The following is a 22,239-nucleotide window of genomic DNA, read 5'->3' as shown; positions in this document are numbered from 1 at the left end:
CCGGGGGGGGTTCTGTTCCCCTTGGGGCGCTCCCGGCCCCCGCCGGTGGGCATCTTACTTCGTTTTCCTTCTCGGGCGCCCCCCCCGGGGGGGGGGGCCCCCCCCCCCCCCCCCCCGACAGCGGCGCCCTGCCCGCACGGCCTTCCACCGAACCGCTCGGTGACGTCCGCGCCCGTCCCGACCGGCGCTCGGCCGGTCGGCGTCAGGGGCGGCAAAGGGCGCGCCCGGCCGCCGGACGGGAGGCCGGGTTCCGGTGCGTGCCGACGGTGGTCCCGGACGGCCCGCCGCCGCTGCTCCCCCCGGCCCCGGGGAGCCGTCGTGGGGGCGTCACCCGTTCACTCCCCACGGGGGCCCGCCGTTCGTGTGTTTTTCATACCGGACCCTTCGTATCCCCCTTGACCTGCCGGAACTCCCCCTCAACCGCTCCCTCGACCCCTCTCGGTGACACCCATTCATCCCACACCTGACGGAATCTCGGGGAGCGGGCCCGGCCCGTTGGCTTTTACCTCGGAAGAGCAAGGGAGTGGGACGAGCTCGACGAGGGAGCACCATGCGACGCACTGTCCGTCCACTGACCGGGGCCGCGCTCGCCGTGGCCGCGGCCGGTCTCGCCGCCGCGCCGGCGTACGGCGGCAGTACCGGCAGCCTGGACGTCTACCCGTCGACCACGGCGCCGGGCGCCCAGGTCTCCGTGAACACGGCGGCCTGCGGAGAGCAGTCGTCGGCGCTCGGCGACGCCAGTTCGGTCGGCGCCGGGACGTTCACGCTCGCGCCCAGCACCCATGAGGGCGAGGCGATCGGCCAGTTCCAGGTGCCGGACAGCGCGCAACCGGGGACGTACGAGATCGTCGCGAAGTGCGCCGACGGGAGCCGGCAGGTGACCGGCGACCTGGTGGTGGCACTGATGCCGGCTGCCGGCGGGCAGGTACAGCCCCACGGCAGTGTGAAGACGGGGGTCGGTGGTGCCCTGGGCACCGACCCCGTGCAGACCGCGGCAGGTGTGACGGCTCTGGCCGTCGCCGCCGCGGGCGGTACCTGGCTCCTGCATCGCCGGGCGAGAGGCGACGGGATCTGACGGACACCCTCCGCTGTCCGTCCGCCGGTACCGCACATCCCACCCCCTCCGGGTCCGACGCCCCTCGCGGCCCGGAGGGGGTAGGGGGTCAGGTTTGCTAGAGGCTGTCACTTTCGTGAGACCTCCAGCTTTTGTTAGAGGTAGCGCCCTTGCTGCACCGGGGCGTTCCCGTTAACACCTCTCCCCCGCGTTAGAAGTTCCAGCCTCCGAAAAAGGGGTTCGCATGCGCAAGATCGGGGACACCGCGATAGCCGCCGTAACCGTGATAGCGCTCGGCTCAGGCGTCTGGTTGCTCGGCCCCGGCTCCGGCCCGCACACCGCGCCACCCCAGCCCTCCGCCGCCGAGGGCCGCCCGGACCCCGGCGAGGAACGCCTCGAAGCCCCCGCGCTTCCCCCCTCCCCGCCCACCCGCATCCGCATCCCCGCGATCCGTGTGAACGCCCCCCTCATGGGCCTCGCCCTCACCTCCACCGGCAGCCTCGACGTCCCGCCGGCCGGCAACAAGAACCTCGCCGGCTGGTACGAGTCGGGCACCGCACCCGGCGAGACCGGCACCGCGATCGTCGCCGGCCACGTGGACAACACCGAGGGCCCCGCCGTCTTCTACGACCTCGGCGCCCTCAAACGCGGCGCGACCATCGAGGTGGACCGGCAGGACAAGACCGTCGCCGTCTTCTCGGTCGACGCGGTGGAGGTGTACCAGGCCCGGAACTTCCCCGACGAGAAGGTCTACGGAGCCGCGCGACGCCCCGAGCTCAGGGTCATCACCTGCGGCGGCGGCTACTCCCGGGCCACCGGCTACCAGGGGAACGTCGTCGTCTTCGCCCACCTGACGGCAAGCCACTGACCGAACCCGACCCGCGGCCTCGCGCCGGCCCGAGCATCCACGGGGCCCGCCGCGCCCGTGGCCGGCCTTCCGGCCCACGTGCCGGCCCTCCGGTCCATGGCCGACCTACCCGTCCACCCGCGTTGCGTTTCCCCACCTCACAGCCCCCGCCGTCTCGCCTCCAGACCCCTCACACCCCACGCCCGCCCCCGAAGAGCGCAGCGTTCCGCGCGGGAAACAGGGGGGATGCGGCCGGGTAACGTCGGCGCCGCACGCTCCAGGGCATGACCTTGAACACGCCTGTGGTGGTGATCGGCGCCGACGCCGAGGCACGTACCGGCCGCGACGCCGTGCCGCTCGCCGTCTCCGCCCCGGGCACGTGCACCCACGTTGGAGGCTCCTGATGACCGCCGCCCCGGAGTCCGCCCCCACGATCGTGCTCGTCGGTCACGGCATGGTCGGCCAGCGCTTCCTCGAAGCGCTGGCCGAGCGCGGCCTGACCACCACGCACCGCGTGGTCGTGCTGTGCGAGGAGCCGCGTCCCGCCTACGACCGGGTCGCCCTCACCTCGTACTTCACGGGCCGGACCCCCGACGAACTCTCCGTGACCGACATGGAGTTCATCAAAGCCCACGCGATAGAGCTGCACGTCGGCGACCCGGCGGAGACGGTCGACCGCGCGGCGCGGACGGTGACGGCCAGTTCCGGCAGGGTCTTCGGCTACGACACGCTCGTGCTGGCCACCGGCTCGTACCCGTTCGTGCCGCCGGTGCCCAACAAGGACGCCACCGGCTGTTTCGTCTACCGCACGATCGAGGACCTCCTGGCGATCGAGGCCTACGCGCGGTCGAGGGCGACCGTGGGTGCCGTGGTCGGCGGCGGCCTGCTCGGACTGGAGGCGGCGGGCGCGCTGAAGGGGCTCGGACTCACCGCGCACATCGTGGAGTTCGCGCCCCGGCTGATGCCGGCGCAGGTGGACGCGGGCGGTGGCGCGGCCCTGCTGCGCACCATCGAGGAGATGGGTCTGAGCGTGCACACGGGCGTGGGCACCCAGGAGATCGTGACGGACGACGCGGGCGCCGTCGTCGGCATGAAGCTGTCCGACGGATCCGAACTCGCCACCGACATGGTGGTGTTCAGCGCGGGCGTCCGGCCGCGGGACCGGCTCGCCCGGGACTGCGGTCTCTCCGTCGGCGCGCGCGGTGGCATCGCCGTCGACGAGCAGTGCCGTACGGTGGACGACCCCCGTGTCTTCGCGATCGGCGAGTGCGCGCTGGCGGCGGACGGCCGGGTGTACGGCCTGGTGGCACCGGGGTACGAGCAGGCGGCGACGGCCGCGGCCGCGATCGCGCGGGACGAATCCGCCTTCACCGGCGCCGACCTGTCCACCAAGCTCAAACTGCTCGGCGTCGACGTGGCCTCCTTCGGCGACGCGCACGGGACGACCGAGGGCTGCCTGGACGTCGTCTACTCCGACGCCCGCTCGGGCCTTTACAAGAAGCTGGTCGTCGGCCGGGACGGCACGCTGCTCGGCGGCATCCTGGTCGGCGACGCGGACGCGTACGGCACGCTGAAGGCCTTCACCGGTTCGGTGCCGCCGGTCTCACCCGAGTCGCTGGTCCTGCCGGCCGGCGCGAGCGGCGGCGCCCGGCTCGGCCCGTCCGCGCTCCCCGACGACGCGGTCGTCTGCTCCTGCCACAACGTCACCAAGGGCACGATCCGCGACGCGGTGAGCGAGCACTCCTGCACCACCGTGCCGGAGGTGAAGAAGTGCACCAAGGCCGGTACCGGCTGCGGCAGTTGCGTCAAGGTCCTCGGTCAGCTGGTCACGGCCGAGCTGACGGCGTCCGGCGTGGAGGTCGACAAGGGGCTGTGCGGCTGCTTCGCGCAGACCCGCGAGGAGCTCTACGAGATCGTCCTCGCGCTGCGCGTCACCACCTACCGGGAGCTGCTCGACCGTTACGGCCGAAAGGGCGCCCGGGGCGGCGACGGCTGCGAGGTCTGCAAGCCGGCGGTGGCGTCGGTCATCGCCTCCCTCGCCCCGACGATCGGCGCGAGCGGCTATGTCCTGGACGGTGAACAGGCGGCGCTCCAGGACAGCAACGACCACTTCCTCGCCAACCTCCAGAAGAACGGCTCGTATTCGGTCGTCCCGCGTATCCCGGGCGGTGAGATCACCCCCGAGGGCCTGATCGTGATCGGCGAGATCGCCCGGGACTTCGGCCTCTACACGAAGATCACCGGCGGCCAGCGGATCGACATGTTCGGCGCGCGGGTGGAGCAACTCCCACTGATCTGGACGCGGTTGGTGGACGCCGGTTTCGAGTCCGGCCATGCGTACGGCAAGGCGCTGCGCACGGTGAAGTCGTGCGTCGGACAGACCTGGTGCCGTTACGGCGTCCAGGACTCGGTCCGGATGGCGATCGAGCTGGAGCTGCGCTACCGGGGCCTGCGGTCTCCGCACAAGCTCAAGTCGGCGGTCTCGGGGTGCGCCCGCGAGTGCGCCGAGGCCCGGTCGAAGGACTTCGGTGTCATCGCCACGGCGGGCGGCTGGAACCTGTACGTCGGCGGCAACGGCGGAGCCACTCCGCGCCACGCGGATCTGCTCGCCCAGGACCTGACCGACACCGGACTGGTCCGGCTGATCGACCGCTTCCTGATGTTCTACATCCGTACGGCGGACCGCCTGGAGCGCACGTCGACCTGGCTGGAGCGCATCCCGGGCGGCCTGGACCACGTGCGTGACGTGGTGGTCGAGGACTCCCTCGGCATCTGCGAGGAGCTGGAGTCCCTGATGGCGGCGCACGTCGCCCACTACGCCGACGAGTGGGCGTCGACCGTCGCCGACCCCGACAAGCTCGCCCGGTTCGTGTCCTTCGTCAACGCCCCCGACACCCCCGACCCGGTCGTCGGCTTCGTGCCCGAGCGCGACCAGATGAAGCCCGACCTGCCCCTGCTGTCGATCGGCCCGCGCCCCGCCGAGGATGTTCTGGAAGGAAGCGCCCAGCGATGACCCTGGCACCCGAGACCACCGAGCCGATGATCCAACTCCGGCTGGACGACGGCTGGTTCACGGTCTGCGACCTGAGCCGGCTGACCCCGGGGCGGGGGGTGGCCGCGCTGTTGCCGGACGGCCGCCAGGTCGCCGTCTTCCGGGACCGCGCGGACCGTCTGTACGCGATCGACAACCGCGATCCCTTCGGCGGCGCGGCGGTTCTCTCCCGCGGCCTGACCGGCACCCACGGGGACCGCCCGTTCGTCGCCTCCCCCCTGCTGAAGCAGCGCTTCGACCTGGCGACCGGCCAGTGCCTGGACGACGAGACGGTGCGGGTGGCCGCCTACGCGGTACGGGCCGTGGACAGCGGCGGCTCGCTGTAGCGCCCAGGGCTCCTCCAAGCCCTACAGGCTCCCACGGACTCCACAGACCCCTCCGGACCCCTCCGGACTCCACAGACCCCTCCGGACCCCTCCGGACCCCTCCGGGTTCGTCGGCTCCTCAGATCTCCTTCAGGACCGCCGCGCAGGAGACCCCGGTGAGCCGCTCCGACGCGTCCCAGAGGCGTTGCGCCATGGTGTCGTCGCGGGTCCAGGGGGCGCGCCGGGAGGGGGCCGGGGCGCCGCGCCACATCGCGATCGCGGGCCCGGTGAAGGAGTCGGGCCGTACGCCGGGGGCGGTGGCCGCGTACAGCGTGGGCAGCGCGCCGGCCTCGGCGGACTGGGCGAAGACGACGTTCGCGGCCGCCATCACCCGCTCGGCCCCGCGCCGCCCTTCGGCACGGGGCCCGGCGGTCTGCAGGTTGGTGGCCGCGTACCCGGGGTGGGCGGCGGCCGCGACGAGGTCGCCGCCATGGGCGTCGACGCGCCGGGCCAGCTCGTGGACGAAGAGCAGGTTGGCGGTCTTGGACCGGCCGTAGGCGACCCAACGACGGTATCGCCGGGCGCTGTTGAGGTCGTTCAGGTCGATGTTGGCGATGACGTGCATCATGCTGGAGACGGTGACGACCCGGGCGGCGGGGGTGCCCAGCAGCACCGGCATGAGCAGCCCGGTGAGGGCGAAGTGCCCGAGGTGGTTGACCCCGAACTGCGTCTCGAACCCGTCCGCGGTGGTGCCGTACGGCGGTGCCATCACCCCGGCGTTGTTGACGAGGAGATCGAGCCGGCCGTACGGGAACGAGTCGGCGAAGTCCCGTACCGAGGCCAGGTCTCCGAGGTCGAGCCGCCCGAACTCGATGTGCGCCTCGGGTACTTCGGCCGCCATCCGGTCCCCGGCCTCGTGTCCCCGCGCCTCGCTCCGGCAGGCGAGCACGACCCTGGCACCCTTGCGGGCCAGCTCGCGCGCGGTGACGTACCCGAGCCCGCTGTTGGCCCCGGTGACGACGGCGACACGGCCGGTGAGGTCCGGGATGTCGCCGCTGCTCCAGCCGCTGCTGCGCATGAGGGCGCCCTCCACAGGTAGGGGTTGTGAACAGCTGGCGATCGGCGTCGGCTGAACGCGTTCTGGCGCCCCACACCGTCCGGGGCGCCCGGCTGAGCACGGGTTCTGGCGACAGGACTCACTCCCACTCAGTCTCCAGGAACGGTCTGTGTCGCGGTCAGCCTACGAGGAGGGGGCGCGACGGGACACCGGACGCGGCCGTACGCGCCTCTCATAGGGGCGTAGGGTGCCGGGATGATCGGCATTCCGGAGGCGCTGGCGCGCGGCACGGTCGACCGCGAGGGTAAACGTGGGGCGGCCTGGATCGCCGGGCTCCCGGCGATCGTCGAGGACCTGCTGGAGCGGTGGGAGTGCGTACCCGACGGCGAGGTGACCCACGGCGGCGTGGGAGTGATCGTTCCGGTACGACAGCGGTCCACCGGCGGCCGGTTCGTCCTGAAGGTGTCCTTCCCGCACCCGGGCAACGTCCACGAGCCGGACGCGTTCGAGGCGTGGGAGGGACGGGGAGCGGTCCTGCTGCACCGGCGGGACGACGCCCGTTTCGCCCTCCTGCTGGAACGGGCCCGCATGTCGACGCTGGCGGCCCTCCGGTCCGACGACGAGACGGTGGTGACCGTAGCGGGCCGCCTGAACCACCGCCTGGCCGTCCCGGCGCCGGCAGGGCTGCCCCGGCTGAGGGATCGCGCCGGCGCCTGGGAGACGGAGCTGCACAGGGACGCGACGGAACTGACGCACGCGCTGCCGCCCCGCGTGGTGGACGCGGCCGTCGCCACCACGCGTGAACTGGGCCACGACCAGCCGGACACCCTCGTCCACGGCGACCTGCACGCGAGGAACATCCTGCGGGCGGACCGGGAACCGTGGCTGGCCGTCGACCCCAAGGGCTACGCGGGAGACCCGGCGTACGACGGCGGCACGCTGCTCAAGTCCCGCGCCCTGTCCCTCATGCGGGCCGACGACCTGGCCAAGACGGTCCACCGCCTCCTCGACGTCTTCGCCGAGGCGGCGGAACTCGACCGCGAACGCGTCGGACGCTGGGCGCAGTTGCACGCCGTACAGGCGTCGTTCTGGGGCCGCCGGCACGGATTCCGTATCGCACGCGGCGGCCCCCAACTGGATCGCATCACACAATTCGCCGATGTGTTGGCGGAGTTGCTGGCCGCCTAGGGGGCGCCGCGGCTCGTCACCGTCGGCCGCCGAACTCCCACTCGTACACCTCTGTCTCCGCGTACCGGTGCGGAGCCAGGACGGCCCGTGCCCGCTCCGGGTCCGGCGCCCGGAGCAGTGCCACCGTACCCAGCCAGGTGGTCGCGTCGTCGGACAGCAACGGCCCGAAGGCGATCAACTCGTCGCGATCGACGCCGGGCGGCAGGCCGGGGGCGGTGCCGGCGTCGGCGTCGGCGTCGCTATCTGCGTCGGCCCGCTGCGGGCCCAGGCCGAGCACCAGGTACCGGTTGCCGCCGGTCCGGCCACCGGGGAACTGCCACATGGTGCGGCCCAGCAGGTTGCGCCACCGGCGCAGCAGCACGTCCCGGTAGACGCCGGCCTGGTGGTTGGGCTCGTCGAAGGCGAACGCGCGGGCGGCGGCCGGATCCGGCAGATCGACGATGTGCACACTGCCGGCGAGCGTCTCGCCGTCGACACCGAAGGCCGGCCCGCGGGCGATCAGCTCCGCCTCGTACCGGTCCATGTAGGACCAGTGCTCCTCCACCAGCTCCCGGCGCAACGCCAGGGAGCCGGCCCGGTCACGGTGGTAACAGAAGAACTCCATGGCCGAGGACCCTCCCGCACCTCGGCACGGCGTCTCAACAGGATTCCCCGGGTGCCCGCACACCCCATGACAGGACGGCGGCCGAAACGCGTCGAAGCGGCGCGTGCGGGTCGGTCGGAGAAGGTCTCCGCCGGGTCGCGCGGTGCCGTCAACCCGTGCCGTCAGCCCCGACGACCCCGCACAGCAGCAAGTCGATGAGCCGGCTCGCCAGTTCGCGCTGTTCCTCGCTCGCCGCCATCAGGCTGATCCCCCCGAGCGCCATCAGCACATCGCGCGCGTCGACCCCTGGCCGCGCCACCGGCGACGTCCCCTCCCCGGCGTCCAGCAGCCAGGCGATGGCGTCGACCAGCAGGGTCCGGGTGTGCAGCTTCTCGCTGTCGTCCGTCAGGATCACCCGCAGCGCGTCGGCCATCCCCTGCTTCGCCGCCATGAAGTCGACGAACCGCTCCATCCACGTCCGCAGCGCCTCCACCGCCGGCAGCGTCGCCGCCAGCTCCTCCGCCGCCTCGCACAGACGCTGCACCTCGTGCCGGTACACCGCCTCGATCAGCAGTTCCTTGGAGGGAAACCGGCGATAGAGCGTACCGACGCCGACGCCCGCCTGCCGGGCGATGTCCTTGACCGAGGCCCCCGACCCCTCGCGGGTGAACGCCTCGGCCGCCGCCTCCAGCAGCCGGTCCTCATTGCGCTGCGCGTCCGCACGCAACGGCTTGCGGGACATCGCCCCGCCTCCGTCGATTCCGGTCACCCTCGGCTCCCCTTCACCCACGCCACTTGCAAGCGGAACCAGTTCCGCTTACCTTCGAGGGGCGAACCGGAACCAGTTCCGGATAAGAGCGTACGACGTCCCCTGCCGACACGCCATGCCACGCCATGCCCTTCATGCCGTGCCGTGCCGTGCCGTGCCGTCGGGCCTTCCCGTACCGGTCCGGCCGATTCCACCCTCCCTCATCCTTTGGAGAGCGCCATGTCCCACAACCTCGTCACCACCCCCTTCGGAGCGCAGACCACCGCCGCCGAGGTGCTCGTCGGTCTCGACCTCGGCGGCAGGCGTGCCGTCGTCACCGGCGGAGCCTCCGGTATCGGGCGGGAGACCGCCCGTGCCCTCGCCGCCGCCGGCGCCGAGGTCGTCATCGGCGTCCGCGACCTGGCGGCAGGCGCGCAGGTCGCCGAGGAGATCACCCCGGCCGACGGTCCCGGCACGGTCCGCGCCGCCCTGCTCGACCTCGCCGACCAGCCCTCCGTACACGCCTTCGTGAACGCCTGGCGCGGCCCCCTGCACACCCTCGTCCTCAACGCGGGCGTCATGGCCACCCCGCTCCAGCGGACGAAGGAGGGCTGGGAGATGCAGTTCGCCACCAACCATCTCGGCCACTTCGCCCTCGCGACCGGCCTGCACGGCGCCCTCACGGCGGCCCGGGGTGCACGCGTGGTCGCGGTGAGCTCGGTCGGACATGTCAACGGGGACGTCCTCTTCGACGACCCCAACTTCGAGCGGCACCCCTACGACCCGTGGGCGGCCTACAGCCAGTCCAAGACGGCCAACATCCTGTTCGCCGTCGAAGCCGCCCGCCGCTGGGCCGCCGACCTGATCGCCGTGAACGCCCTCAACCCCGGCCGTATCACCAGCACCCGGCTCGGCCGTCACATCGGCGACATCTCCAACAGCCCGTCCACCTTCGACCCCACCAGCACCGACGTGTCCTGGAAGAACATCGAGCAGGGCGCCGCGACCTCGGTCCTGCTCGCCGCCTCCCCGCTGGTCGAGGGCGTGACCGGACGCTACTTCGAGGACGTCAACGAGGCCGGCCCGCACCGGCCCGGCATCCGCCGCGGAGTCGCCGCCCACGCCCTGGACCCCGAGCGCGCGACCCGCCTCTGGCAGCTCTCCACCGACCTGCTCACGACCACGCCGACGGCCCGGACCTCGCTCTGACCGCGGCGACAGCCATCCGACAGCCACACCACAACACCCGCGCCGCCCCACCCCGGCCCCCGGCCGGGGTGGGGCGGCCGCGGCCGCCTCAGCCGCGGCTCCGCCACCCGAGCCGCTACGGCCGCGACACCACGGCCACCGCCACCCGGAGTTTCTCCGCGAACTCCCCCCGGTCCGCGACCCGGTGCTTCCACCCCTCGCCGGCCGCCTGCAGGACCTCCGCGATCTGCCGGGGCGTGACGCCCCCGGTCTCCCGGCCGGAGTCGGCGATCGCCCCGGCGAGCGTGTCGAGGAAGGCGTCCCGGTAGTCGTCGTACATGCCGTGCAGCTGGGCGGTCCCGTGCTCCAGCAGTTCGTCGACACCCTCGTTGAGGTGCGTGCCGACGTACCGGCCGAGGTTCGCGTCGAGCGCGGCCACGAGACGCGCGTCGAGATCCGCGCCGGGCGCGGCCAGCGCCGTACGGACGTCGCCCAGCGCCCGGTCCAGCTCCTGCCGCATGGTCTCGCGGAACAGCTCCTCCTTGCCGGAGAAGAGGAAGTACAGGCCGGGGCGGGAGATGTCCGCGGCCCGGGCCACCGCGTCCATCGACGTCTTGCGGAAGCCGAACGTGGCGAAGACGCTCAGCGCCGCCGCGAGCACCTGCTCGCGGCGCTGGATGTCCCCTCGGGTCGCGGTCATATGCACACCATACCGACTGGGCGTGCTATACATGTTTTGTAGATTCTGTTTAGTAGCGTGGCAGTGCAAGCGGGGGGACCGCGGTACACGAGAGAGCATCGAGAGAGAGCACCATGAGCAAGACCGTTCTGATCACCGGCGCCTCGACCGGCATGGGCGAGGCCCTCACCTTCGAGTACGTGGCACGCGGCTGGAACGTCGCCGCCACCATGCGCGACCCCGCCAGGGCCAACCCGGCCTTCACCGGCCTCGACACCGTCCTGGTCACGCGCCTCGACGTCACCGACGCCGCGAGCATCGAGCAGGCCGTGCGGGAGACCGTCGAGCGCTTCGGCGCCGTCGACGCGGTCGTCAACGCCGCCGGTTACGGACAGGTCGGCGCAATCGAGGAGGTCAGCCCCGCCCAGGTGCGGGACCAGTTCGAGACCAACGTGGTGGGCATCGTCCAGGTGGTCCAGGCCGTCCTCCCGCACATGCGGGAACGCGGATCCGGCCACATCCTCAACATCGGCTCCATGGGCGGCCACGTCAGCCTGCCCACCATGGCCGTGTACTGCGCCTCCAAGAGCGCCGTGCAGAACCTGACCGAGGGACTGGCCAAGGAGCTCGACCCACTGGGCATCCGCGTCACGCTGGTCGAGCCGGCCGGCTTCGACACCAACTTCGGGACCAGCTCCAGGCTCCCGGCCGGGTCCGTCCCGGACTACGCGGGCTCCTACGCCACCATGGCCGAGTTCGACAAGCAGGCGGTACGGGGCGACCTCACCAAGTCCATGGCGGCCGTGGCCGACATCACCGGCGCCGAGGAGCCCCCGGTGCACCTGGCGGTGGCCACGGCCGGCCTGGAGATGGTGCGCGGCCACTTCGCCGAGCTGCTGGACGAGTACGCCCGCTGGGAGTCGGTCACGGCCACCACCGGCTGACGACCGTCCCCGGGGCCGGGGCCGAGGTCGCGCCACCGGCCGACCGCGGCCCCCGGGCCACGGCCGAGGTCGTGCCGCCGGCCGACGACCGCTCCCCGGGCCGGGCGGGTCAGGCGACGCGCCGCAGCGCCTCCGGCGTGAGATCGGCGAGCGTCGGATACCCGTCGACGGCCATGATCAGGTCGGTCTCGGCCAGCAGGGCCCGCAGCACATGGACGAGGCCGGCTTCACCGCCGTAGGCGAGACCGTAGGCGTAAGGACGGCCGACACCCACGGCGGTCGCGCCGAGAGCCACGGCCTTGACGATGTCGGCGCCCGTGCGCACCCCGGAGTCGAACAGGACGGGCAGGCCGTCGGCGGCCTCGACCACGCCGGGCAGCGCGTCGAGGGCCGGCAGGCCGCCGTTGGCCTGCCGGCCGCCGTGGTTGGAGCAGTAGATGCCGTCCACGCCGGCGTCCTTGGCCCGGCGGACGTCCTCGGGGTGGCAGAGGCCCTTGAGGATCAACGGCAGATCGGTGATCGACCGCAGCCAGGGCAGGTCGTCCCAGGTGAGCGGGTTGCCGAAGATGCCCGCCCACAGGGCGACCGCGCCCTGCGGATCGTCCTCGGGACTCCGGCCGCCGAGCAGGGAGCGGAAGACGGGGTCGCTGGTGTAGTTGGCCAGGCAGTTCCCGCGCAGTTGGGGGAAGTTGCTGGTGCTCAGGTCCCGGGGCCGCCAGCCGGTGATCCAGGTGTCCAGGGTGACCACGATCCCCTTGAAACCGGCCCGCTCGGCCCGGTGCACCAGGCTCTCGGCCAGCCCCCGGTCGGTGGGGGTGTAGAGCTGGAAGAAGCCCGGGGTGTCGCCGAACTCGGCGGCGACCTGCTCCAGCGGATCGACGGTCAGCGTGGAGGCGACCATCGGTACGCCGGTACGGGCGGCGGCGCGCGCGACGGCGAGATCACCGTGACCGTCCTGCGCGCACAGCCCGATCACCCCGACCGGCGCCATGAACAGCGGCGAGGGCAGCCGCATCCCGAACAGGTCGACGGACAGGTCCCGCTCACTGGCCCCCACCAGCATGCGCGGCACCAGCCCCCAGCCCTCGAACGCGCTGACGTTGGCCCGCTGGGTCCGCTCGTCGCCCGCGCCGCCCGCGACGTACGACCGCACCGAGGTGGGCAGCGCGGCCTGGGCCAACGGCTCCAGATCGTCGTACGTCATCGGGAACCGCGGCACCACCCCCCTCAGCCCGTCGAGGTAGATCTCGTTCTGGTAGTCAGCGAAAGCCATGGTCCAGACCTCCTTCACGCCCCCGCCCGCCGGTTGCGGGCCCTCGGGTCCACAATGAGAGAGTGACGCGGGAAAGCGCTGAAACGCAGGATTCTGGCTCCACGAACGCCGTGCCGCAGGATGCTGTCCCCGCGCTGCTGAGCGAGGACGAGCTGGCGCTGATCAACGCCCTGCAGCTGCGCCCGCGCGCGTCCTGGACCGAACTCGGACGCGTCCTGGACGTCGACCCGGTCACCGTCGCCCGCCGCTACCACCGCCTCTGCGAGCAGGGCACCGCCTGGGTCGGCTTCTCCCCCGGCCCGCGCCTCCTCGAGCAGATCTGCGTGGCGTACGTCGTGATCGACTGCGCCCCGGGAGCGACCGCCCGGGTCGCCGAGGCCCTCAGCGCCCACCCCCACATGGTCACCATCGAACGCACGGCCACCGGCCACGACCTCCTCACCACGGTCGCCACCCGCGACCTGCCGGCCCTGTCCCGCTACACCCTCGACCGGCTCCCCCACCTGCCCGGCATCACAGCCGTACGATCCCGGATCGTCACCCACATGTTCACCGAGGGCGGCCGCTGGCGCATCGCGGCCCTCGCCCCCGCCCAACGCGCCCAGTTGACGCCCCCGCCGCCACCCCCCACCACCGCCACCCTCGCCGCCGAGGCCACTCCCGTCGACCGCGCCCTGGTCACCCACCTCGCCCACGACGGCCGTATCTCCTACCAGACCCTGGCCCGGCATCTGGGCGTCAGCCTCTCCACCGCCAAACGCCGTATCGAAGACCTCACCCGCCGCGGTCTGCTCCGCTTCCGCTGCGACTTCGCCCGCCCCCTGGGCGGCTGGCCGGTCGCGGTGACCTTCTGGGCCAAGGTCCCGCCCGCCGATCTCCCGCACATCGGCCAGTCCCTCATCCGGCTCCCCGAGACCCGCAACTGCGCGGCGATCAGCGGCCCCCAGAACCTCGTCCTCCAGGCCACGCTCCACTCACTGGCCGACATCCTCCGCCTGGAGACCCAACTGGCCACGGCCCACCCGACCCTGGACATCGCCGACCGGGTCGTCACCCTCCGCCAGGACAAACTCCTCGGCCGCCTCCTGGACCCCCACGGCCGCTCCATCGGCGTCGTACCGGCGGACCTGTGGGCGGAACCGACGCTGTGAACGCAGACGACCGGTGTCAGGCGGGAGGGTTGACGACCTTGGTCCATCCCACCGACAGGCCCCAGGATCCAGCCGTCCGGGAAGTGACCGATACGACAACGTTCCTGTAGTCATGATCGAGAGCGACTTCGTCGTACTGCCCGGGGTCGCCGTCGGCGCACCCGGTGGTGAAGTCCGCGACGGAGCCGACTTTGAAGTCGACGGTCCCGGTACCCGAGCAGATCACCGCGACCTCCAGGGTTCCCTTCCGAATCTCAGCGATGACCGGAAAGGAGCGGGACCCGGTATTTCCGCCTGACTTGACGAACTTCTTCTGCGCATCGACGAGCTGGGGCGGAATACGAGGGTCCCCGGTGGCCGAAGCGGTGGCGGAGGGCTCACTGGACGAAGCCGTCCCGGCCGGCGTCTCACTCGCGGTCGCCCGCTCGCCGGTCGACGTCGTAGTGGTGCAGCCGGCCAACGCAAGCAGTACCACCGGAACGACTATCCCTGCTCGCCTCATGCGTACCGTCCGACGTCCATGGGCCCACGGCCCGTCACCTTGTCGCGCGTAAGTTAGCAGGGGGGGTGCCGGAAGCAGGCAGCGCCCGGCGAACTCGCGGCGCCGTACACCTGTTGTTCGCCGGGAGATCTCCCGCGCGCCGCGCCGGGCGTTCCGCGGCCGATCGGCGGCAGGCCGGCGGCCTTTCCCGGCGCCCCGTGTCGCGGCGGCCGTGGGGTGGGCTGTCGTAGAGTGCGGCGTGGTGGGGACGCTGAGTCGTTGGAGGGGGAGCCTGCCATGGGTGCGGCGAACAGAAACCGGGCCGACCTGGCACCGATGAGCCCCGAGGAGATGATCACGGAGGCGCGGAAGGCGTTCTTCGTGATGTTCGCGCTGCTCGCCGTCGTCTGGCTGGTGCAGCTCGCCAACTTCGCCGACCACTACGCGCTCTCCCGGGACTACGCCGTGGTCTCCGGCGACGTCGGCACGCTGCCCGACATCCTGGTCGCGCCGCTGCTGCACTGGAGTTGGGCGCACATCGAGAGCAACTCCGGCCCGCTGTTCGTGTTCGGCTTCCTCGCCGCCTACCGCGGAGTGCTGCGGTTCCTCGCGCTGACCCTGCTGATCGCGGTGAGCAGCGGTGTCGTGGTCTGGTTCTTCGAGAAGGGCGACGTGGCGACGGTCGGCGCCAGCGGCCTGATCTTCGGGTACTTCGGTTACGTCGTCGTACGCGGACTCTTCGACCGGCACCTGGTCGACACGCTGATCGGGATCGTCATGGGCGCCTCCTTCGCGTACCTCCTCACCGTGGCCGTGCCCGGCACGCCGGGGGTGAGCTGGCTCGGACACCTCGGCGGGCTGCTCGGGGGCCTGCTGGGCGCCTGGCTCTTCCGGGACCGGCACCCGCGGGCCGGCACCGGCGAGAAAACCCCCCGGGCGGTGACCGGCGACGCCGCGCAGCCGCGCTCCGACCTGTACAAGGAACTCGGCGACCTCGGCCTGCTCTGACGACACGTCATCCCGTACGGCGGCCCGGGCCGGGTGGGCCGGGGCGGGTGGGCCGGGGCGGGCGCCGCCGGTCCCGCGAGAACACCGCGGGTCCGCGGACGCCGTGGCGCCCGCGGACCCGGGTGGTCGAGCAGCGGATCGGGTCAGTAGGAGAACTGCTGGATCTGGCTGCCGTCGCCCGCGTACGTCCAGCCGGTCCGGGTCGCCGGGTCGAGCTGCATGACGCGCTCGCGATGGGTTTCGAGCCGGCCGTTGTAGGACCCGAACAGCGGGTACTCGACGCCGGTCACGGTGCGCACCGTCTGGCCCGTCCTCAGGTCGACGACGGCGATGCGGCCGGTGGCGTTGTTGTCGTCGAAGCCGTACTGCTGGAAGCCGCCCGTCGGCTTCAGGTCCGGGACCCGGAAGGCGAACAGTGCCAGCTGGTGCTCGCCGTCGACGGCGAGCGCGAGGGGCGCTTGCGCCATTCCGAGATTCACCTGGTCCCCGGCGGGCAACTGCGCGAAGTACCCGGTGCCGGCGAAGTTGACGCTGAAGGAGTGGTACCAGGTTTCGTAGAGGTTGCCCTTCTGGTCGGAGGCGAGGTCCGTGGCGCAAGGGGATCCCCCCTGGCTGTTGGTGACCGTCGCGTTGTCCAGGTCGATCGAGGCCATGGTGCCGGCCCCGACCGAGGCCAGGCAGTTGATGGCGGACCCGGACTTCTGCGCGGAGAAGACGCCGGTCGACTCGTCCACGTCCAGCAGGCCGTACGAGGTTCTCCCGTCCGAGGCGGGCTCGAGCTGGAGCGGCGTCCCCTGAGTGCCGGTCGCCGTGTCCACGGGCAGGACGAAGCCCGCGCGGTCGCTCGAACGGTAGGCGAGCACCGCCGCACGGTGGCGCTTCGCGTCCACCCGCCCGCCCGTCACGACGTACTGGTCGTCGACGCGGACGGGGCTGCCGACCGTGTCGCCGGTGCTCGTGTCGTAGGTCTCGAGCCACTGCTCACCGGTTGTGGTCTGCTTGTGCAGGACCAGCGTGTGGTGGGCGGAGTCGACGCCGAACACCTCGTAGATGGAGCCGTAAGCGGGGTCGCTCGTCAACTCGCGCCCATAGGTTCCGGTGGCGGCGTCGTAGTCGTACACCGAGCCTTCACCGGTGGGGCTTTCGACCGCCGCGACGGACGTGCCGCCCGGGACGATCGCGAAGTCGGTCAGGTTGGTGCCCGCGGGTGTGGTTCCGTCGTCGTATGCCAGCAGCGACGTCGGCGAAGCCTGCCCGACCGTCCGGCCGTGCCGGTCGACGGCGAACACCCGCAGGTCGTAGGCGATCGACGAGGGCAGCTTGAGCGCGAGGGCGTCGAGTGCCGCCGTGCCTCGCGTGCCCCTCAGTGAGCGGTCCAGGGTGGCCGGGCTGTCCACCCCGTTGTGGTCGCGGATGGTGCCGTTCTGGTTGCTGACCAGGTTGTACGAGTTGTACATGTTCGGTCCGGGCGCGGAGAACTCCAGGAGGGTGCCGGCGGCGCCCTTGATGCCCGATACGTCGTAGTGCACCGAGAACCGCGGTGCGGCCCGGTTGATCTCCAGCAGGTGACCGAACTCTCCGGACGCCTTCGTGGCCAGGGTCGGCGCCGCCGGGCGTTGCGAGGGGTCACCGCCGTCGACCCGGATCGAGGCGAACTCGCCGTAGAGCGGGCCGGACTTGGAGTTGCCCGTGGGGTTCTCGAGGACACCGATCCCGTAGATGCCGCCGCCGGCGGAGAAGGCGCGCGCCGGGACGGTGACCGTGCCGCGAAGTGCCGTCAGCGGGGCGGTGTAGGAGGCGGAGAAGATGGGCGCCGCCGCGGGGCTCCAGTGGCCGACTCCCGACACGACCAACTCCGGCGAGCTGACCTTCCGCACTCCGGTGAGGTCGTAGCTCACCTGCACGGAGTGTCCCGCGCCGACGACGGGCCGGACCACCGGGGCGAGCGACTCGGCGTAGCTGCCGTCGGTGGGGCCGAAGGTCAGCTCGTGGGTGGCCGAGACCAGCACGTGGTGGCCGTGGCGCACCTCGAAGGTGAGCGAGACGTGACGGTCGGTCGTGGAGACGACCGGCAGTCCGGCCGCGGTCAGCATCTGCGTGGGGGTCAGCCGGATCGCCGGCACATCGGAGGTGAACTCGTGCTTCCCGATGCGCAGCGCGTAGCCGACGCCGTCCTGGTCGGGCAGGCCGGTCACGTCGGCGCCGATGGTCACCGGTCCCACCAGGCCCTCCCCGGTGGCGCCGGCGCCCGTGCCCGGTCCTGCCAGGTCGATGTAGCCGGGGTCGGTGCCTTCGGTGTACGCGCCGCCGAGTCCGCCCGTGGTCTGGCGGTGCGCCACGGAGAGCCGGACGATGCGGGGCGTGCCGGTGTGGGCACGGCTGCCGTGCGCCTTGGCCAGGACCGCTTGCAGCGCGGCGGTGACGTCGAGTTGCGGGCCCACGTGCAGCGGCCGGTCGATCTGCGGCGGCGTGGGCACGGCCCGGCCGGTGTGCTCCAGCAGCGAACGGACGTCATCGGGCGACGGGTGCTGTCCGGTCAGCCGGGACGCCTGCAGGACGACTGCGGCGGCGGCCGCGATCTCGGGCGCGGACGCCGAAGTGCCTCCGTTGAGGACCTCGGTCACCGACTGCGCGGTCTGGCCCTGGTGTTCGAAGGCGGGGATGCCGTCGCTGGGTGCCGAGACGTTCACGCGCGTGCCGAATCCCGAGGAGAAGACCTCGGAACCGTTGAGCCTGGTGGTCGCCCAGGTGCCGTTGGCCGACCCGGCGCCGCCGTTCTGCGGCGGAACGGACAGCGTGTCGTCGGTCGTGGTGCCGCCCGCGGCGATCGCGCCGGAGTCCAGCACCTTGCTCGGCGTGGACGACAGCTGGTCGTCGTCGATCCCGGTGGTTCCGGAGGCCTTGCGCGTGACGTCGGTCGCGGTGCTGCCGCCGTCGGGCCCGACGGCCGCGTTGGTGAACAGCCTGGTCCCGTCGTTCGACGAGACCACCACGGTGATGCCGTACTGCTGCACGATCGACGCGATCACGGCCTGCTGGACCGGGTCGTCCTCCAGGTAGCGGCCGGGGAGCCCCTGGGCGTCGGTGCCGTAGCCGAGGCTGGCGGTGATCACGTCGGGTCGCGGCTGCTGCCGGGCCGCGGCCAGCAGCGCCACCGCGATCTGGCTGAACGTCGGCTGCTGCGGGACGACGAGCCGGTAGTGCGCGCCCGGGGCGATGCCCAGCAGGTCGGAGGACCCGCTGCCCTGCATGCCCGGACGCTGCAGCTCGTGCGGAAGCGGCGCCATCACGGAGAAGTCCAGCAGCACCTCACCCAGCTCGGGGTCCTGCCCCTGGGTCGACCCGGTCGGGTCGAGTGCGCCGGTCGCGTCCGCGGTGTAGGTGGGGATCAAGGGCATCGTGGGGATGTCCAGGTACCGCCGGCCGTCCTGGACGACGGTCGTCGGCCCGCTCGGGCCGAGGTCGGGCGTCTGCGCGTCGGTGAGGTCGCCGATCGAGACGTTGGTGATGGTCTCACCGGTGCCCGGCAGCTGGCCGAACTTCTGCTTCAACACACTGAAGGCGCCGGTCGCGTCGACGCCGCCGGCGTTGAGGAAGCTCTGCGCCGAGGTGCCGAGAGCCGCGTTGCCGGGCACCCCGTCGGCGCCGGTCGCACCGCCGTCCTGCCCCTTCCGCGACGAGCCGGCCTTCCCCGCCGCGGCGCTCGCCGAGGAGGGCAGCGGCACGGAACCGGTGTTCATGGGGGAGACGGTCTGGTCGGGCTCGGCGTAGACGACACCGGGTGTGGCGGCCAGCGCCCGGGCGGCCGCCGAGGCGTCGCCACCGGCGAGCTGGACGACCTGGACCTTGGACAGGTCGATCGCGCCGGAACCCAGTTTCGCCCGGGCGGCGGAGCGCAACTGCTTCGCCTGGGCGGCCGACAGTTCCGGCACCAGGGGCCGCATGGAGACCGCGTGGGCCTTCCGGAGCGCGGTGTTGACCGCGGTGTCCGAGGTCAACGGGGTACGGGCCTGCAGATTGCGCTGCTTGCCCAACGACGTGCCCGTCACCTGGGTGGCCGAGCCGAGTACCACAAGGACCCGGTGAGGGCTGTCCTTCGCCGACTGCGCGGGCGTGGGCTTCAGGAACGAGCGCCACGGACCGAGCGCCGAGGATCCGGGGGTGGAGGGCGGCGCGGCCCCCGCACCGGGCTGTGCCGCTGATGAGCTGCTGCCGAGCGGGGTCTGGACGGCCGGCGACCGGCCGGAATCGGTGGCCGAGGAGCCGGACCCGGGGGAGCTCGAGGGAAGCGCGGCCGCGGGTATCGTTACGGCCGCGGTGATGGCCACGAGCGCGACACCGACGGCACCAAGCCGTCTGCCGCGCGTGTGGGCATACGTCATGGGACACCTTTCTCGGGGAGCGAATCCGCGAGCACGGATCCGCACCGGAAGGCTCTGCCCGCTCGAACATGCACAGGACAGCGCCGACTTCAGCGTGAAAGATGTCAACCGCGACCGACGAAACACAAGATTACGAGGCTGGCGGATCCCTGCCAGGTGGCGGAAGCCGCCACGGAAATGGGCGGACGGCAATGGAATTTGACGTGCTCGGGCTTGCGGAAGAAACAGAACACGTCTACGTGGCACTGGTCCGGCAGCCTCGCTGCACCTCTTCGGAGTTGGCCGACGTCTGCGGCATGCCCGCGACCACCGTGGGAAGGCTGCTGTCCAAACTCGTCAAGGGCGGGCTCGCGGTGCAGGACGCCGGGCGCCCGCCACGCTTCACCGCCGCTCCCCCGGATGTCGCCGTCACCGCGCTGATCGACCAGCGCGAGCACCAGCTCAAGGAAGCACGAGCCCTGGTACAGCGGTTGACCGAGACGCACCGGGAGGCGGCCCGGATCAGCCAACGCGACATGGCCGTCGAACTGCTCACCAGCCGTGAGCACATCAACGCCACCGTTCTCCGACTGACTGTCGACGCCCGCCAAGAGGTGCGTGTGTGCGACCGGCCGCCCTACTTCGACGGCCCCGGCAGCAGCCTCGAGAGCCAGCTCCAGCAGCAGCGGCGCGGCGTGATCTACCGGGTGATCTACGACCGCGAAGCGGTGGCCTGGCCCGGCAGGCTGAACAACGACATCGTGCCCAGCATGAAGGCAGGCGAGCAGGCACGGGTACACCCCGAGCTGCCCCTCAAGCTCGTCATCAGCGACGACCGGGCGGCCATACTCCCCTTCAGCCTCGGACCTGGGGGCCAGTCGGTCGCCTACCTGGTCCACCGCTCCCCCGTGCTCGTAGCCCTGGAATCGCTCTTCGAGGCGCAATGGGAGCGCGCGGTGCCGCTGTCGGACGCCCCCATGCCACCCGGCGACGCCACCACCGCGGCCGAATCCGAGGACGCAGAGCCCGATGAGGAGACTCGGTCCCTGCTCGCCCTGCTCGCCTCCGGCCTCACCGACACGGCGATCGCGCGCGCCCAAGGCTGGAGCGAGCGCACCACGCAGCGTCGCGTCCACCAACTCATGTGCCAACTCGGCGCCTCCACCCGCTTCCAGGCGGGGCTCGCCGCCACCCGACGCGGCTGGCTGTGAAACGAGCACCGGCGAGCCCGACCCCGGCACTACGACCTGATGACCCACGAAGGGGCGGCACCCCCCGCGCAGGGCGTGCCGCCATTGCCCTGAACTGGCAACTTGGCTTTTCCTGGGCCCCGAAGGGCACTCCCAGGGCACATCGTTCAGCTCGGCCGACACCTGGTTGACACCAGCGTCGACGGCCTGGCGGCGACCGCGCCCACCGACGACGTGAAGCCCGTCGTCAGGGCCCGCGCACAGCCCCCGAGGCCCGCCACCGGCCACCGGATCGCGTTGCGCACCGACGGTGCCGTCACCGACACGGCCACCTGATTGGCCACGTCACTGTCCGCGAGATGGGATGACGGCCGGCGGGCCCCCGCCGGAGCCGGGGCCCGTCACGGCGGCGGTCAGCTCTCGTTGTGGCAGTTGTACGGGTTGGGGTCACCGAAGTCGTGGCCGGCGAAGCAGGTCCGGAAGTGGTAGCCGTCGGGCTTGAACAGGAACGCCATGTCGTTGGTGTTGTTCCATATGTAGTTCCCGCTGCCCCAGTACAGGTGGCCGGCGGTGTTGGTGCCCCGCCCGGTGTGCAGCTTGACCGTCTTTCCCGCGCCGAGCTTGTACGACGGCAGGGTCTTGTGGTGCCCCGCCGCGTCCTCCACGGACCAGCCCTTGAGCTGCACCGCGGCGGAGGTGCCGTTGTGGATGGTGATCCACTCGTTGTTCAGGCTCGTGTTGGAGCGGGTGTCGCTGCCGGGGCTGTCGTACTGCCAGGAGCCGAAGTGAACGGTTTTCGGATCGGTCGCGGCGGAGGCCGGGGTGGTGGCGAGCGTGCCGGCGGCCATGGCGGCAGCGGCGATCAGCACGGCGTGCTTCTTCAAAGTGGTCCCTCCCTGTGCATGGAAACGCCCCGGCCTCGCGCTGTGGCGCTGGGAAGCCGGGGCGGCCGTCATGTTGGCACATCTCACAGGTACTTCACATCAGTGGGGAAAGTGAGAAAAAATCTTCACGAGCCGTACAACCCTGGGGCTTCAGCCAGTGCGCCAGGGGGTCAGCGCCACACGGCGACAGGCCGCCTGGCCCCGTAGCCTCAGTTTCCGTCTCATTCAGTGCCGTTCATGACCGTT

18 protein-coding genes are annotated in these 22,239 nt (G+C 71.8%); 10 read left to right on the top strand and 8 right to left on the bottom strand.

Translation table 11 applies throughout. The features are described from left to right. Window positions 1-550: 550 nt before the first annotated feature. From ABZ642_RS17980 to nirD, 4 genes are all read left to right on the top strand, one after another. Window positions 551-1,075, top strand: coding sequence for a hypothetical protein (locus ABZ642_RS17980; protein ID WP_360484273.1), 525 nt, complete (start codon window positions 551-553; stop codon window positions 1,073-1,075). 223 nt (window positions 1,076-1,298) lie between these two features. Continuing rightward, on the top strand, window positions 1,299-1,922 hold the full coding sequence (locus tag ABZ642_RS17975) for a class F sortase (protein ID WP_360484270.1): 624 nt from the start codon (window positions 1,299-1,301) through the stop codon (window positions 1,920-1,922). Window positions 1,923-2,304: 382 nt separating this feature from the next. Next, window positions 2,305-4,914 (top strand): nitrite reductase large subunit NirB, encoded by a 2,610-nt coding sequence (gene nirB, locus ABZ642_RS17970; RefSeq protein ID WP_360484267.1) that lies wholly within the window; start codon window positions 2,305-2,307, stop codon window positions 4,912-4,914. After that, window positions 4,911-5,279 (top strand): nitrite reductase small subunit NirD, encoded by a 369-nt coding sequence (gene nirD, locus ABZ642_RS17965; RefSeq protein ID WP_360484264.1) that lies wholly within the window; start codon window positions 4,911-4,913, stop codon window positions 5,277-5,279. The genes nirB and nirD overlap by 4 nt, the downstream gene beginning before the upstream one ends. Before the next feature lie 118 nt (window positions 5,280-5,397). Here nirD and ABZ642_RS17960 read toward each other — a convergent pair whose 3' ends face one another. Beyond that, window positions 5,398-6,336: an oxidoreductase gene (locus tag ABZ642_RS17960; RefSeq protein ID WP_360484261.1), complete on the bottom strand. Its 939-nt coding sequence runs from the start codon at window positions 6,334-6,336 to the stop codon at window positions 5,398-5,400. 234 nt (window positions 6,337-6,570) lie between these two features. Between ABZ642_RS17960 and ABZ642_RS17955 the strand changes: the two genes are divergently transcribed. Continuing rightward, window positions 6,571-7,503, top strand: coding sequence for an aminoglycoside phosphotransferase family protein (locus tag ABZ642_RS17955; protein ID WP_360484258.1), 933 nt, complete (start codon window positions 6,571-6,573; stop codon window positions 7,501-7,503). Window positions 7,504-7,519: 16 nt separating this feature from the next. Here the strand turns inward: ABZ642_RS17955 and ABZ642_RS17950 are convergent, their stop codons facing one another. Next, window positions 7,520-8,107 carry a YciI family protein gene (locus ABZ642_RS17950; RefSeq protein ID WP_360484255.1) on the bottom strand — a complete coding sequence of 196 codons (588 nt, stop codon included), beginning with the start codon at window positions 8,105-8,107 and terminating at the stop codon, window positions 7,520-7,522. A gap of 148 nt (window positions 8,108-8,255) precedes the next feature. Continuing rightward, complete coding sequence (locus tag ABZ642_RS17945; protein ID WP_360484252.1) at window positions 8,256-8,855, bottom strand: TetR/AcrR family transcriptional regulator; 600 nt, start codon at window positions 8,853-8,855, stop codon at window positions 8,256-8,258. 219 nt (window positions 8,856-9,074) lie between these two features. Here ABZ642_RS17945 and ABZ642_RS17940 point away from each other — a divergent pair, with 219 nt between their 5' ends. After that, window positions 9,075-10,043, top strand: a complete 969-nt coding sequence (locus ABZ642_RS17940; protein ID WP_360484249.1) for an SDR family NAD(P)-dependent oxidoreductase — start codon at window positions 9,075-9,077, stop codon at window positions 10,041-10,043. A gap of 115 nt (window positions 10,044-10,158) precedes the next feature. Here ABZ642_RS17940 and ABZ642_RS17935 read toward each other — a convergent pair whose 3' ends face one another. Then, window positions 10,159-10,722, bottom strand: a complete 564-nt coding sequence (locus ABZ642_RS17935) for a TetR/AcrR family transcriptional regulator (RefSeq protein WP_360484246.1) — start codon at window positions 10,720-10,722, stop codon at window positions 10,159-10,161. A 113-nt stretch (window positions 10,723-10,835) separates the two neighbouring features. Here ABZ642_RS17935 and ABZ642_RS17930 point away from each other — a divergent pair, with 113 nt between their 5' ends. Continuing rightward, window positions 10,836-11,645 carry an SDR family NAD(P)-dependent oxidoreductase gene (locus ABZ642_RS17930; RefSeq protein WP_360484243.1) on the top strand — a complete coding sequence of 270 codons (810 nt, stop codon included), beginning with the start codon at window positions 10,836-10,838 and terminating at the stop codon, window positions 11,643-11,645. A 109-nt stretch (window positions 11,646-11,754) separates the two neighbouring features. Here the strand turns inward: ABZ642_RS17930 and ABZ642_RS17925 are convergent, their stop codons facing one another. Beyond that, the gene (locus tag ABZ642_RS17925; protein WP_360484240.1) at window positions 11,755-12,918 is read right to left on the bottom strand and encodes an alpha-hydroxy-acid oxidizing protein; all 1,164 of its coding nucleotides are present in this window, start codon (window positions 12,916-12,918) and stop codon (window positions 11,755-11,757) included. Between the two features lie 110 nt (window positions 12,919-13,028). Between ABZ642_RS17925 and ABZ642_RS17920 the strand changes: the two genes are divergently transcribed. After that, window positions 13,029-14,069 carry an Lrp/AsnC family transcriptional regulator gene (locus ABZ642_RS17920; protein WP_360484237.1) on the top strand — a complete coding sequence of 347 codons (1,041 nt, stop codon included), beginning with the start codon at window positions 13,029-13,031 and terminating at the stop codon, window positions 14,067-14,069. 16 nt (window positions 14,070-14,085) lie between these two features. Here the strand turns inward: ABZ642_RS17920 and ABZ642_RS17915 are convergent, their stop codons facing one another. Beyond that, a complete protein-coding gene (locus ABZ642_RS17915; RefSeq protein ID WP_360484235.1) occupies window positions 14,086-14,544 on the bottom strand; it encodes a hypothetical protein in 459 nt (152 codons plus the stop codon). A 303-nt stretch (window positions 14,545-14,847) separates the two neighbouring features. Between ABZ642_RS17915 and ABZ642_RS17910 the strand changes: the two genes are divergently transcribed. Then, the gene (locus ABZ642_RS17910) at window positions 14,848-15,558 is read left to right on the top strand and encodes a rhomboid family intramembrane serine protease (RefSeq protein ID WP_360484232.1); all 711 of its coding nucleotides are present in this window, start codon (window positions 14,848-14,850) and stop codon (window positions 15,556-15,558) included. Between the two features lie 143 nt (window positions 15,559-15,701). On the opposite strand, the gene ABZ642_RS17905 is transcribed toward ABZ642_RS17910, so the two are convergent. Beyond that, window positions 15,702-19,940: a hypothetical protein gene (locus tag ABZ642_RS17905; protein WP_360484229.1), complete on the bottom strand. Its 4,239-nt coding sequence runs from the start codon at window positions 19,938-19,940 to the stop codon at window positions 15,702-15,704. 203 nt (window positions 19,941-20,143) lie between these two features. Here ABZ642_RS17905 and ABZ642_RS17900 point away from each other — a divergent pair, with 203 nt between their 5' ends. Then, entirely contained in the window at window positions 20,144-21,130 is a 987-nt protein-coding gene (locus ABZ642_RS17900; protein WP_360484226.1) for a helix-turn-helix domain-containing protein, read from the top strand. Between the two features lie 392 nt (window positions 21,131-21,522). On the opposite strand, the gene ABZ642_RS17895 is transcribed toward ABZ642_RS17900, so the two are convergent. Then, a complete protein-coding gene (locus tag ABZ642_RS17895; protein WP_360484223.1) occupies window positions 21,523-21,993 on the bottom strand; it encodes a lamin tail domain-containing protein in 471 nt (156 codons plus the stop codon). Window positions 21,994-22,239: the final 246 nt, after the last annotated feature.

It is taken from the genome of Streptomyces sp. NPDC007157 (assembly GCF_040634235.1).
Lineage (GTDB): Bacteria > Actinomycetota > Actinomycetes > Streptomycetales > Streptomycetaceae > Streptomyces.
Note: the sequence above shows the minus strand (reverse complement) of the source record. Positions and strands in the feature narration are given on the sequence as shown.